We start from the raw sequence: 13,580 nt of genomic DNA on the forward strand, positions 1-13,580 counted from the left end.
TTCAGCCTGCGCGCCGCCGCGATCCGCTTCCACCTCGCGCTGCCCGCCTACCGCGCACGCCGCTAGTCCGCAGTCAGCCCCGCACGACACCGACCTCGGCAAAGCGGCGCGGCTCGACCGGCGGCACCGCCGCGTCGTTCAGCGCGCATTGCCAATGGCCGACATCGATCCACTGGCCGTTCTTGTACCCGACCGCGCGGTAGACGCCCGCGCGGCGGAACCCGACCGATTCGTGCAGCCGGATCGATCCGTCATTGGGCAGCGCGATCACCCCGATCGCTGGGTGAAGCCTTGCGCGCGCAGCGTGTCGATCAGCGCCTCGTACAACAGCCGCCCCGCGCCCTGGCGCTGCGCCGCATCCGCGACATAGACCGTGGTCTCGACGACGAAGCGATAGGCGGCGCGTTCGCGGAACCGTCCGGCATAGCCGAACGCGATCACCCCGCCCGCATCCCCCACCGTCGCGACCAGCCAGGGATAGAGCCCGTCTGACGCCGCCATCCGCGTCCGCATCTGCCGCGCGTCGGGCGCGTCCGTCTCGAACGAGACCGTCCCCACCAGCACGTGCGGCGCATAGATCGCGGCAATCGCGGCGGCGTCCTCGGGTCGCGCCGCCCGGATCGTGATGGCCCCGGCCGTCCCCGATCGCGGGCGACGCGCCCGGCATTACAGGCCGATCCGCGCCAGCAGCAGGTCGAGCAGCCGCGCATCGCCGCCGTCGCCGGCACTCGGGCCGATGCCGCCGCATTCGAGACAGCGTGCCTGGATCGAGCCCGACGTCGCCAGCCGCTTCATGTCGCCGACCGCACGCGCGACCATCTGGCGGCGGTCGAGTGCAATCCGGCCGAACGCGTCGCTGCCGGTCGTGGTGTCGTCGTCGCCCGTGTCGAAACCGGCGGCGAGCTGGGCGAGGACGCCCGGTGGCTTTTCGAGATATTCGGCATGGATCTTGGCGGGATCGAGCTTGGCGCGGCGGGCGGCCTCGGCGATCGCGTCCTTCAGCGTGCCGAACCGGTCGACCAGCCCGATCTGGCGCGCGGTGCCGCCATCCCAGACGCGGCCCTGGCCGATCGCGTCGACCCGCGCCGGGCTCAGCTTGCGCGACGCGGCGACGCGCGCGATGAACTGGCGATAGCCATTCTCGATCCCCGCTTGGATCAGCGTGTCGAACATCGGCGTCGTGCCGCCGGTGATGTCGGGCTGGCCCGACAGCGGCGTTGTCTTCACGCCGTCGGTGGTGACGCCGATCTTGGCGAGTGCGGTCTCGAACGTCGGGATGATCCCGAAGATGCCGATCGACCCGGTGATCGTGCCGGGTTCGGCGAAGATCACGTCGGCGGGCGTCGACACCCAGTATCCGCCCGACGCGGCGAGCCCGCCCATCGACACGACCACCGGCAGGCCCTTCTTCTTGGCCTCGAGGATCGCGAGCCGGATCCGTTCGGACGCGAGCACCGATCCGCCCGGCGAATCGACGCGCACGACCAGCGCCTTGAGGTTCTTCTTGGCGAGCCCGTCGAGCATCGCCTTCTCGATCGTCTTGCCCGCCGCGGTGCCAGGACCGCCTTCGCCGTCGACGATGTCGCCCGCCACGGTCAGCACGCCGATCGCGTCGCCGCCGGTCGGCAGGGGGTTGGCCTTGACCCAGGAATCATAGGTGATGGTGTTGAAACTGCCCGCAGGCTTGCTCGTGTCGGCGCCCGCGATCGCGGCGACGCGCTTGCCGAACGCGGTACGGTCGCCGAGCTTGTCGACGATCCCTGCGCGCAGGTTCGCGGTCGCGATGTCGCCATTGGCGGCGAGCACCAGTGCGTCGGGACGCGCGAGGAACTGCGCGATCTGCGCCTTGGGGCGGGCCTTGGCGACCGCTTCGCGCCACTGGTCGAACAGCGTGCCGTACAGCGCCTGGCTCGCCGCGCGCGCATCGTCGCTCTGGTCGGTGCGCGTATAGGGCTCGACGAACGACTTGTAGCGGCCGACGCGGTAGACATGCGTCGTGATGCCCAGCTTGTCGATCAGCCCCTTATAGTAAAGCTGGTTGCCGCCCGGCCCCATGAACAGCGTGCCGCCGAGCGGATTGACCCAGACCTCGCTCGCATTGGCGGCCAGCCGGTAGCTGCCGTCGGTATAGGCGGTGGCATAGGCGAGCACCGGCTTCTTGGCGGCGCGGACGCGCGCGATCGCGTCGCCGATCTCGCCCAGTGCGGCGGGATAGGCCCCGGTAAAGCCGTCGAGGTCGAGCACCAGCGCCTTCACCCGGCCATCGGTCCGCGCGGTATCGATCGCGCGCACCACGTCGCGCAGGCGGAACTGCTTCGGCGTATTCTGTCCCGACAGCGCGGCAAAGGCGGCGGGTTCGGCGGGCTGCTCGACGATCGAGCCGTTCAGGTCGAGCACCAGCGCGCCGTCCTTGATCGCCTTGGTCCCCGGCCGCGCGTTGAGCGCCGCGAAAACGAGACCGAAGAACAGCAGCATCGCGATCAGGACGAGTGCGTCCTTGATCCCGACCAACAGCTTCCATGCGCCGCGTACCAGCTTCACCTGCGTCTCCTCATACCGGCACGGCCGTTGGTGCGATGCCGGCAACGCCGGTTCACTGTCGACGATAGCCGCGTGTGTCATGCGGGAGCAATACGCTTATCTCTGGCACGGCGGTCGCCCGCCGGTGCCGCCCCGCGCGCGCCGGCAACCGCAATCCGTCATCCGTCATCCGTCATCCGTCATCCTGACGAAAGTCAGGACCCAGAGCCAAGCAGGACAGCACCTCGCAACCCTGGATCCTGACTTTCGTCAGGATGACGAGCGGAAAGGGCAGGGCCGCCAACCCGCCCGCCGCAACCGCCTTCCACGCAAACCGCCGCCCCGATCACACCACACCGCCCCCAATTCCGTCATCCTGACGAAAGTCAGGACCCAGAGCCAAGCAGGACAGCGCCCGCAACCCTGGATCCTGACCTGCGTCAGGATGACGAACGGGGAAGGGCAGGGCCGCCAACCCCGTTCAACCCCACCGCCCTTCCACGCAAACCTCCGCCCCGATCACACCACACCGCCCCCCAAATCCGTCATCCTGACGAAAGTCAGGATCCAGAGCCAAACAGGACAGCGCCCCGCGACCCTGGGTCCTGACTTCCGTCAGGATGACGGAGGCGGGGCGGATGACGGGGGTGGAGACGCTCAACCCCGATCCTTCCCAGGACGGCCACGGCATTGGCCAGCCAGCCCCCCCCCCGCACACCCCCCGCACAGATCCCAGGTGTCCCGCGCGGTAAATCCCGCTAGGGGCGGCCGGGTGATCGAACCCCGTTCCCATCGCCACCGGCCCGGCGCCCGCCGATGCCCGCGCCGAGTTTCGCGCGCTGCTGCGGCTCGCCACGCCGCTGGTCGGCGCGAACCTGATCCAGATGGCGGTGTCCGCGGTCGATGTGATCTTCGTCGCGCGCCTCGGCACGGTCGATCTTGCCGCCGCGACGCTCGGCGTGTTCGTCTTCAACCTGCTGATGTTCGCGCTGATCGGGCTGACCAGCGCGGCGGCGCCGCTGATCGCCGCCGAACTCGGCCGCCGCGCGCATGCCGTGCGCGAGGTCCGGCGCAGCGTGCGGATGGCGCTGTGGCTCGGCATCCTCGGCTCGCTGCCGGTCATCCTGATCCTGACACAGGGCGAAACGCTGATGCGGCTCGCCGGCCAGGACCCGGAGGTCGCGCGCCGCGCCGGCCGGTTCATGACGATCATCGCCTTTGCGCTGCTGCCCGGCGTGCTCGCGGGCGTCATGCGCACCGCGGCGGCGGCGCTCGGCCGGCCGGGCTGGGCGTTTCTCGTCACCGGGCTGTCGCTGCTCGTCGGGATCGCGGGCAACTGGCTGCTGGTGTTCGGCAATCTCGGCTTCCCCGCGCTCGGGCTGGAGGGCTCGGCGCTTGCCAGCGTCGCCAGCCTCGGCGTGATGATGATCGCGTACGGCGTGATCCTGACGACCGACCGGCGGCTGCGGCGCTTCCACCTGTTCGGCCGCTGGTGGCGGACCGAATGGTCGCGCTTCCACGAGATCGTCCGGCTCGGCACGCCGATCATGCTGACCTGGATCTTCGAAGGCGCGCTGTTCGGCGGCGCGGCACTGCTGATGGGGCTGATCGGCGTCGCGGAGGTCGCGGCGCACGCGATCGCGCTCAACATCGCCGCGGTCGCGTTCCAGGTCCCGTTCGGCGTCGCGCAGGCGGCGACGATCCGCGTCGGCATGGCGTACGGCGCGCAGGACCGGGTCTGGATCACCCGCGCGGGCAATGTCGCGCTGGTCGTCGGGATCGGCTTCATGGCGGCCAGCGCGCTGCTGATCTGGGCGGTGCCGCGGCTGATGATCGGCGTCTATGTCGATCCCGACCTGCCGCAGAACGCGGTCGTCGTCGCGCTCGCGCTGCGGTTCCTTGGCGTGGCCGCGGTGTTCCAGCTCGTCGACGGCGCGCAGGCGGTCGCGGCGGGCGTGCTGCGCGGGTTGCAGGACACCCGGACGCGATGCTGATCGCGCTGTTCGGCTATTGGGTGATCGGTTTCGGCACCGCGATCCTGCTCGGCTTCCGCACGCCGCTTGCGGGCGAGGGGGTGTGGTGGGGGCTGTTCGCAGGGCTCGCGGTGGTGTCGGTGCTGCTGCTGTGGCGCTGGTCGCGGCGTGATCGGCTGGGGCTCGTCCTGACCCGCGGAATGTAACGATTGACGCGATTTTCGTTTGGACGCCCGTTGACGATGCCGGGGACGCGGCACATATGACGGCTGTTGGCACTCGATATCGTCGAGTGCCAGAAATCTGTCACAAACCTAAAGGACATGGATCCCATGAACTTTCGTCCGTTGCACGACCGCGTGCTGGTGAAGCGCCTCGAAGCCGAAGAGAAGACGGCTGGCGGCATCATCATCCCCGACACCGCCAAGGAAAAGCCGCAGGAAGGCGAAGTCGTCGCCATCGGCACCGGGACCCGCGCCGAGAACGGCACGATCACCCCGCTCGACGTCAAGGCTGGCGACAAGATCCTGTTCGGCAAGTGGTCGGGCACCGAGGTCAAGGTCGACGGCGAAGATCTGCTGATCATGAAGGAATCGGACATTCTGGGCATCGTCGCTGACGCCGACGTGGCCTGGATCGCCCTTTAGGGCTGGTCCGGACCGCGCTCAAAAATACCGTTTTCGTCTCAACATTCACAACATTCGTTTGAAAGGGTAGCTGACATGGCTTCCAAGGACGTAAAATTCGGTCGTGACGCGCGCGAGCGCATCCTCCGCGGCGTCGACATCCTCGCCGACGCGGTCAAGGTGACCCTGGGGCCCAAGGGCCGCAACGTCGTCATCGACAAGAGCTTCGGCGCACCGCGCATCACCAAGGACGGCGTCACCGTCGCCAAGGAGATCGAGCTCAAGGACAAGTTCGAGAACATGGGCGCGCAGATGCTGCGCGAAGTGGCCTCGAAGACCAACGACATCGCCGGTGACGGCACGACCACCGCGACGGTCCTGGCGCAGGCCATCGTCCGCGAGGGCATGAAGTCGGTCGCAGCGGGCATGAACCCGATGGATCTGAAGCGCGGCATCGATCTCGCCGTCGTCAAGGTCGTCGAGGACGTCAAGGCGCGTTCGAAGCCGGTTTCGGGTTCGAAGGAAGTGGCGCAGGTCGGGATCATCTCGGCCAACGGCGACCGTGAAGTCGGCGAGAAGATCGCCGAAGCCATGGAGAAGGTCGGCAAGGAAGGCGTGATCACCGTCGAGGAAGCCAAGGGTCTCGAATTCGAGCTCGACGTCGTCGAAGGCATGCAGTTCGACCGCGGCTATCTCTCGCCCTACTTCATCACCAACCCCGAGAAGATGACCGTCGAGCTTCAGGATCCCTACATCCTGATCCACGAGAAGAAGCTGTCGAACCTGCAGGCGATGCTCCCGATCCTGGAAGCCGTCGTTCAGTCCGGTCGTCCGCTCCTGATCATCGCCGAGGACATCGAGGGCGAGGCACTCGCCACGCTCGTCGTCAACAAGCTGCGCGGCGGCCTGAAGGTCGCAGCGGTCAAGGCACCCGGCTTCGGCGATCGCCGCAAGGCGATGCTCGAGGACATCGCGATCCTGACCAAGGGCGAGATGATCTCGGAAGACCTCGGCATCAAGCTCGAGACCGTCACGCTCGGCATGCTCGGCACCGCCAAGCGCGTCACGATCGACAAGGACAACACCGTCATCGTCGACGGTGCCGGCGATCACGAGACGATCAAGGGCCGTACCGAAGCGATCCGTCGCCAGATCGAGAACACCACCAGCGACTATGACAAGGAGAAGCTCCAGGAGCGTCTTGCCAAGCTCGCCGGCGGCGTTGCCGTGATCAAGGTCGGCGGTTCGTCGGAAGTCGAAGTCAAGGAGCGCAAGGACCGCGTCGACGACGCGCTGCACGCAACCCGCGCAGCCGTCGAAGAGGGCATCGTCCCCGGTGGTGGTACGGCGCTGCTGTACGCGACCAAGGTGCTCGACGGCCTGACCGGTGCGAACGAGGACCAGACTCGCGGTATCGACATCGTTCGCAAGTCGCTGACCGCTCTGGTTCGCCAGATCGCGCAGAATGCGGGTCATGACGGTGCGGTGGTTTCGGGCAAGCTGCTCGACGGCAACGACTCGAACATCGGCTTCAACGCCGCGACCGACACCTACGAGAACTTGGTGGAAGCCGGCGTGATCGATCCGACCAAAGTCGTCCGCACCGCGCTGCAGAACGCGGCATCGGTCGCAGGCCTCCTGATCACGACCGAAGCGGCCGTGAGCGAAATGGCCGAAGACAAGCCCGCCATGCCCATGGGCGGCGGCGGCGGCATGGGCGGCATGGGCGGCATGGACTTCTGATTTCGAACGGGAGGAGCGACGCTCCTCCCGACACGAAATCAGAACGGCCGGCGGGCTGGACGGCGAAAGCCTCCAGTCCCGTCCGACGAAAAGGGCCGGCTTTGCCGGTCCTCCGTTCCGACCAAGACGACCCAAAGCAAAAGGGCCGGGGAGCGATCCCCGGCCCTTTGTCCGTCCTCACTATTGCCGAAAAAGCCTCAGCGGTTCTTCATCGCCGCGATCAGCTTCTTCACTTCCTGGCTGCGACCCCGCGGCATGATCAGCACGTCGTTGCCGCTCGCCACCACGATCAGGTCCTCGACCCCGACCAGCGCGACCTTGACGCCGTCGCTGCGCACCAGACAGTTCTTCGTGTCGATCGCCAGCACGCTGCCGTCGCCATCGCCGCGATGCGCATTGCCGTCCTCGTCGTGCGCGCTGATCGCATGCAACGCGTCCCAGCTGCCGACGTCGTTCCAGCCCATCGCCACCGGCACCACCGCGACGCGGTCGGCCTTTTCCATGACCGCATAGTCGATCGAATCATCGGGCGACGCGGCAAAGGCCTCGGCATCGGGATAGACCCGCGTGCCTTCGCGGCGGGCGAGCTTCATCGCATCGGTCGTCGCGACCAGGATGCCGGGATCATGCTGCGCCAGCGCGGCGAGATAAGCATCGGCGCGGAACAGGAAGATGCCGCCATTCCAGGCATGATCGCCCGAAGCCAGCATCGCCTCCGCCTTGTCGAGCGGCGGCTTCTCGACGAAGCGCGCGACGCGGTGGACACCCGCGGCCAGCTCCTCGCCGACCTGGATCCAGCCATAGCCGGTTTCAGGCGCGTCGGGGGCGATGCCGAACGTCACCAGCCAGCCCTGCGCGACCATCGGCAACGCCGCGGCGATCGCGGCGTGGAAGGCGGGCAGGTCGGCGATGACGTGATCGGACGGCATGACGAGCATCGCGTCGCCGCTGCCGGCACCGGTCTCGCCCGCGGCGATCGCCGCCAGTGCGATCGCGGGTGCGGTGTTGCGGCCCATCGGCTCGAGGATCAGCGCCTGTGCCTCGGCGCCCGCGTCTGCCAGCTGCGCTTCGACCAGATCGGCGTGCGCGGCGTTGGCGACGACGATCGGCGCGGCGAAACGTTCGCCCTGCGCGCGGCCTGCGGTCAGCTGCAACATGGTCTGGTCCGCGGTCAGCGCGAGCATCTGCTTGGGCATTTCGGGACGCGACATCGGCCACAGCCGGGTGCCGGAACCGCCGGACAGAATCACGGGTATAATCGTTCGAACTGTCATGCGACCTCCACTCGGGAGACCGTATAACGACCAATCCGGGACTTCCAATCGCAAACCACCCCGCCAGCGCGCGGTCTTCAGCCTTTGTTTGCGAATTGGTGCAAAGAGACAGCTAGGTGTCGGGTGCGTTTACAGTCACCCTGTCGGGATCCCGCCGAACGATGATCAGGCTCTTCAAACACTACGTCCCCTATGCGGTGCTGCTGCTCGGCATCGTCGACGCCGTGTTGCTGGTCGTGGCGGGGGAGATCGGCTGGGTGGTCCGCGCGCATCAGATCGGCATGGCGGTCGAGCCGATCCACACGCGCGTGCTCCAGCTTGCGACCTTTGCCGCGGCGTTGCAGATCGCGCTGGTCGCGGTCGGTGCCTATGGCGTCGCCTCGTTCCTGTCGCTGCGGTTCGCCGCCGCGCGGCTCGCGGTCGCCTTCTCGCTCGGCGTGATCTTCCAGTCGCTGATCTTCTTCCTGGTCCCCGCGCTCACCTTCTGGCGGTCGAACCTGCTCTATGCGACACTGATCGCCGCAGTCCTGCTGGTGACGGTCCGCGCGGTGCTCGGCCGCGCTCTAGGCGGCGACACGTTCAAGCGACGGATCGTCGTGCTCGGCGCGGGCCATCGTGCCGCACGCATCCTCGCTCTGTCGCAACAGCCTGGGATCAACTTCGTCGCAGCGGGCTTCGTCGCGATGGGCGAGGCGGAGGCCGTGGTCGACGGTGCGATTCCGCGCGCCGACATCCCGAACCTGGCGGCGCATATCGTCGACCTGAACGCAGGCGAAGTTGTCCTCGCGCTCGAAGAGCGGCGCAACGCGCTGCCACTCAAGGATCTGCTCCGTGTCCGCACGACCGGCGTCCAGGTCATCGAGATTTCGACCTTTCTCGAACGCGAGACCGGGCGGATCGATCTCAACAGCGTGAACCCGTCCTGGCTGATCTTTTCCGACGGTTTCGCCAGCGGCCGGATGCTGTCGAGCGTGTTCAAACGCGCGTTCGACATTGTCGCCAGCCTGATCCTGCTGGCGGCCACGCTGCCGGTCATCCTGGTCACCGCGCTTGCGATCAAGCTCGAGTCACGCGGCCCCGCCTTCTACCGCCAGCGGCGCGTCGGCCTGTACAATCAGGGGTTCGACATCCTGAAACTCCGTTCGATGCGGCAGGATGCCGAGATTGCGGGCAAGGCGGTCTGGGCGGCGGAGGACGATCCCCGGATCACGCGGATCGGCCGCTTCATCCGCAAGGTCCGCATCGACGAACTGCCGCAGACCTGGACCGTGCTCCGCGGCGAGATGAGCTTTGTCGGCCCGCGCCCCGAACGGCCGCAATTCGTCGACGAACTTGAAACCCAGCTGCCTTATTACGCCGAGCGTCACATGGTGAAGCCGGGCATCACGGGCTGGGCGCAGATCAACTATCCCTACGGCGCATCGATCGAGGATGCGCGGCACAAGCTCGAATATGATCTGTATTACGCCAAGAATTATTCGCCCTTTCTCGACATGCTGATCCTGTTGCAGACGCTCCGGGTCGTCCTTTGGCCGACCGGCGCGCGCTGAACGTGGCATGATCGCGCTGCTGATCCTGTGGACGCACGCGCTGGCCGCGCTGCTGTTCGGCGCGCTCGTGTTCAGGCAGGCGCAGCGGCCGGCCGGCGGCTGGTCGAACGCGGCTTTTGTCGGTCCGCTCGTCCTGACGACACTCTGGGCGCTCGCAGTCTCGGGCATCGACTTTCGCGATGTCAGCACCCGGATCGCCGAGAGCGCGCGTACCATCGCCTGGCTCGGCTTCATGTTCGCGCTCGTACGCCGGGAACGCACCGGCAATCGCGCGCTGGGTGCGGTCTATGGGACCGTCGTGGCGATCGCGTTGATCGGCGCGCTGCTCGCAGTCCTCGAACTGGTGCCGATGGATGCCGATGCGCAGGCACAGACCGAATCGGCGCGGCTCGTGTTCGGGATGATGGTGGCGATCAGCGCGCTGGTGCTGGTCCATCATCTGCATCAGGCAGCACGGGCCTCGCCCGACGCGGCGTGGCACGGCGGACGGCTGGTCGTGGTCGCGGTCACGATCATGTGGAGCGTCGATCTGTTGGTGGCGGTCAGCGCCTATGTCGCGCCGCGCTGGATGCCTGAGATCGTTGCCGTACGCAGTGTCGCGATGATCGGCATGGCGCTGCTCCTGCTGGTCGCGGTTACCCGTCGCGGCGACTGGACGTTCGCGGTGTCGCGGCGCGTCGCCACCCGGTCGCTCGGCGCGATCGCGGTGATCAGCTATGTCGGGATCACCGCCGTCGCGACCAGCGTCGCCGATACCTATGGCGGGGACCATGCGCGGCTGATCCAGACCGCGATCATCTGCGGTGCGACCGCCGCGCTGTTCGGGCTGCTGGCGACGTCGTGGCTGCGCGCATGGATGAAGGTGAAGATCGCCAAGCACCTGTTTCGCCATCGCTATGACTATCGCGCGGAGTGGCAGCGTTTTACCGAGACGCTGGGCGCACCGGGTGTCTGCGCCGCGCCGCTCGACGGACGGATCGTGAAGGCGGTGGCGGACCTGACCGACAGCCCTGGCGGTCTCTTGCTGGTCCCCGACGGCCTGGGCATGAGCAGCGCCGCCGCCTGGAACTGGGAGATGACGACGGTGTCGGCAACGAGGTCGGATCGGGCGCTGGCCGAGCGTCTTCGTCTCAGTCTGCGGATCATCGAGCTCGACCCCGTACGACGCGGCACGGCCCCGGCGGAGGAAATCGCGAGCGTGCCGCACTGGCTGAGCGCATGCCCCGCCGCCTGGGCCATCGTGCCTCTGGTGCATGGCGGTGCGCTGGTCGGCGCGATCATTCTCGCCCGTCCGCCGGTCGATCGCGCGCTGGACTGGGAGGATTTCGACCTGTTGCGCGTCGCGGGCCGGCAGGCAGCGAGCTACCTTGCCGAGGACCGCGCGCATGCCGCGCTCGCGGACGCGCAGCGGTTCGACGAGTTCAACCGCCGCTTCGCGTTCATCCTGCACGACATCAAGAATCTCGTCAGCCAGTTGACGCTGGTCGCGCGCAACGCAGAGCGTCACGCCGACAATCCGGCGTTCCGCGTCGACATGGTCGCCACACTCCAAGACTCCGCCGATCGCATGAATGCGCTGCTCGCCCGGCTTTCACAAACGCACGCGGCCCCCAGCGAGCCGTTCCAGCCGGTCGATGTCGCAGCGCTGGTCAACCGCGTCGTCGGCGCACGTCGCGCACAGCATCCGATCGCGGCACAGGCGACCGGACAGGTGCTCGCCCGCGCGCAGCTGGCACGGCTCGAACAGGTGCTGGAACATCTGATCCAGAACGGGATCGAAGCGAGCGACCGCGACGCTCCGATCGTCGTCGCGGTCGCGGCGAACGGCGCGACCATCGCGATCGACGTGATCGACCAGGGGTGCGGGATGAGCCCGGGCTTCGTCCGCCATCAGCTGTTCCGGCCGTTCGCCTCGTCAAAGCCGCTGGGATTCGGGATCGGCGCGTTCGAGGCTCTGCAACTGGTCGAGGCGATGGGCGGATCGCTCGGTGTCTTCAGCCGGGAGGGTGAGGGGACGCGGTTCCGCATATCGTTGCCGGCGGCCGATACGATGGAGGCGGCGGCATGAGCACATCGGCATCACCGGCGGCGGCGCGCCCGGTGCTTCTGATCGTCGAGGACGATCTAGGGCTTCAGCGACAGCTGCGCTGGGCGTATGAGGGCTATGAGATCGTCGTCGCCAGCGACCGCGCCACCGCGATCGAAGCGGTTCGTGCGCACGAACCCGCCGTCGTCACGCTCGATCTCGGCCTGCCACCCGATCCCGACGGCGTCACCGAAGGCTTTGCGACGCTGCGCGAAATCCTCGCGCTGAAACCCGATACCAAGGTGATCATCGCGTCCGGGCACGCGCCCGCGAAAGCGCGCTGACCGCGATCGCGGAGGGGGCGTGGGATTTCTATGCCAAACCGATTGATATCGACGTGCTTGGGATGATCGTCGCACGTGCGTTCCACGTTCATGGCCTCGAGGCGGAGAACCGGCGGCTTGCGGCGCGGGTAGCAGCGGGCGGGGCGGGATTTGGCGGCGTGATCGCTGCCTCGCCCGAAATGGCGCTGGTGACGCGGACGCTCGAACGGGTCGCGCCCGCCAATGTGGCGGTGATGCTGCTGGGCGCGAGCGGAACGGGCAAGGAAGTGCTCGCGCGCGGTATCCATGATGCGTCGCCGCGCGCGCGGGGCAGGTTCGTCGCGATCAACTGCGCGGCGATTCCCGAGACGTTGCTCGAAAGCGAGCTGTTCGGTCATGAAAAGGGGGCGTTCACCGGCGCGATCAAGACCACCGAGGGCAAGATCGAACAGGCGGCGGGTGGCACGCTGTTCCTCGACGAGATCGGCGACGTGCCGCTGACGCTGCAGGTCAAGCTGTTGCGGTTCCTGCAGGAACGGGTGATCGAGCGGGTCGGCGGCCGCAAGGCGATTCCGGTCGACACGCGGATCGTCTGCGCGACGCATCAGGATGTCGACGCGATGGTCGCGGCGGGCCGGTTCCGCGAGGATCTCTATTATCGGCTGGCGGAAATCGTTGTCCGGATCCCCTCATTAGCCGAGCGCAGCGGCGACGCGGCGCTGCTCGCGCGGCATTTTCTGACGAAGTACGCCAGGACGATGAATGCCGGCGTGACCGGCCTGGCCCCCGATGCGCGCGCGGCGATCGATGGCTGGAGCTGGCCGGGCAATGTCCGCGAGCTCGAAAACCGGATCAAGCGCGCGGTGATCATGGCCGACGGCAAGCTGATTACCGCTGCCGATCTCGACCTCGGCGGTACCGCCGACACGGCCGACGGGCTGAACCTGCGGGCGGCGAGGGAGGTGGCGGATCGCAAGGCGATCCGTCGAGCGCTGAGCCGTGCCGGGGGCAATATCTCGAGCGCCTCCAGGCTGCTCGGGATCAGCCGGCCGACGCTGTACGATCTGCTCAAAAGCTATGATCTCCATGCGTGACCCGCAATATCCGCTGTTGCGGCGCGGACGCGCGCGCCGGCGCCGGCGTGTGTTCACGCGGAGCCATGCCCGTCTGCTGGCGATCGCGCTGCTCGTGGTGGCGGTCGCGGGGACGGCGACGCTGCTGACGCTGCGGCGCGATCCCCCCGATGCGCGACGCTTGCTCCGCGACGCGCGGATCACGTTCAGTCGGGCAATTACAGCGCGGCCCGGTCCAATGCACAGGCGGCGATCGCGGCGGCACCGTCGAACGGGCCTGCGCATGTCGTCCTTGCGCGCGCGCTGCTCGAACTAGGCGACGGACTCGCGGCCGAGGCCGAACTGACCCGCGCGCGCGATGCCGGCATCGCGATCGCCACGCTCTACCCGTTCCAGGCGCAGGCGCGGCTGCTCCAGAATGACCCGGTCGGTGCGATCGAGGCGGCTGACCGCGCCGCACCGCGCCAGGCCG

The 13,580-nt window shown here is 67.7% G+C and carries 9 protein-coding genes and 3 pseudogenes; 9 read left to right on the forward strand and 3 right to left on the reverse strand.

All coding sequences use genetic code 11. The features are described from left to right. Nucleotides 1-73: 73 nt before the first annotated feature. Nucleotides 74-627, reverse strand: a pseudogene (locus NI18_RS11935) (N-acetyltransferase family protein). A gap of 39 nt (nt 628-666) precedes the next feature. Then, the gene (gene sppA / locus NI18_RS11940; RefSeq protein WP_037530056.1) at nt 667-2,541 is read right to left on the reverse strand and encodes a signal peptide peptidase SppA; all 1,875 of its coding nucleotides are present in this window, start codon (nt 2,539-2,541) and stop codon (nt 667-669) included. An 863-nt stretch (nt 2,542-3,404) separates the two neighbouring features. On the opposite strand from sppA, the gene NI18_RS11945 reads away from it, so the two are divergent. The 4 genes from NI18_RS11945 (at nt 3,405) to groL (ending at nt 6,862) form a co-directional block, all read left to right on the forward strand. Then, complete coding sequence (locus NI18_RS11945) at nt 3,405-4,514, forward strand: MATE family efflux transporter (RefSeq protein ID WP_347574851.1); 1,110 nt, start codon at nt 3,405-3,407, stop codon at nt 4,512-4,514. Then, nucleotides 4,508-4,699, forward strand: a complete 192-nt coding sequence (locus NI18_RS28030; protein WP_347574852.1) for a hypothetical protein — start codon at nt 4,508-4,510, stop codon at nt 4,697-4,699. The genes NI18_RS11945 and NI18_RS28030 overlap by 7 nt, the downstream gene beginning before the upstream one ends. A gap of 126 nt (nt 4,700-4,825) precedes the next feature. Then, the gene (gene groES, locus NI18_RS11950) at nt 4,826-5,140 is read left to right on the forward strand and encodes a co-chaperone GroES (protein WP_037530059.1); all 315 of its coding nucleotides are present in this window, start codon (nt 4,826-4,828) and stop codon (nt 5,138-5,140) included. A gap of 75 nt (nt 5,141-5,215) precedes the next feature. Then, nucleotides 5,216-6,862 (forward strand): chaperonin GroEL, encoded by a 1,647-nt coding sequence (gene groL / locus NI18_RS11955; protein WP_031394280.1) that lies wholly within the window; start codon nt 5,216-5,218, stop codon nt 6,860-6,862. A 197-nt stretch (nt 6,863-7,059) separates the two neighbouring features. On the opposite strand, the gene NI18_RS11960 is transcribed toward groL, so the two are convergent. Then, nucleotides 7,060-8,136: a mannose-1-phosphate guanylyltransferase/mannose-6-phosphate isomerase gene (locus tag NI18_RS11960; protein WP_084215175.1), complete on the reverse strand. Its 1,077-nt coding sequence runs from the start codon at nt 8,134-8,136 to the stop codon at nt 7,060-7,062. Between the two features lie 161 nt (nt 8,137-8,297). Here NI18_RS11960 and NI18_RS11965 point away from each other — a divergent pair, with 161 nt between their 5' ends. The 5 genes and pseudogenes from NI18_RS11965 to NI18_RS28035 all read left to right on the forward strand — a co-directional run. After that, on the forward strand, nt 8,298-9,686 hold the full coding sequence (locus NI18_RS11965; RefSeq protein ID WP_037530057.1) for a TIGR03013 family XrtA/PEP-CTERM system glycosyltransferase: 1,389 nt from the start codon (nt 8,298-8,300) through the stop codon (nt 9,684-9,686). Between the two features lie 7 nt (nt 9,687-9,693). Next, nucleotides 9,694-11,754 (forward strand): XrtA/PEP-CTERM system histidine kinase PrsK, encoded by a 2,061-nt coding sequence (prsK, locus tag NI18_RS11970; protein ID WP_052149168.1) that lies wholly within the window; start codon nt 9,694-9,696, stop codon nt 11,752-11,754. After that, nucleotides 11,751-13,129, forward strand: a pseudogene (gene prsR, locus NI18_RS11975) (PEP-CTERM-box response regulator transcription factor). The gene prsK and the pseudogene prsR overlap by 4 nt, the downstream one beginning before the upstream one ends. Further along, entirely contained in the window at nt 13,122-13,424 is a 303-nt protein-coding gene (locus tag NI18_RS27025) for a hypothetical protein (protein WP_037530058.1), read from the forward strand. Before prsR ends, NI18_RS27025 begins: the two are co-directional and overlap by 8 nt. Beyond that, nucleotides 13,361-13,580 (forward strand): annotated as a pseudogene (locus NI18_RS28035) (hypothetical protein); the annotation flags it as partial. The gene NI18_RS27025 and the pseudogene NI18_RS28035, both read left to right, overlap by 64 nt.

The sequence above is a fragment of the Sphingomonas sp. Ant20 genome (genome assembly GCF_000783375.1).
In the GTDB taxonomy this organism is placed as follows: domain Bacteria; phylum Pseudomonadota; class Alphaproteobacteria; order Sphingomonadales; family Sphingomonadaceae; genus Sphingomonas; species Sphingomonas aerolata.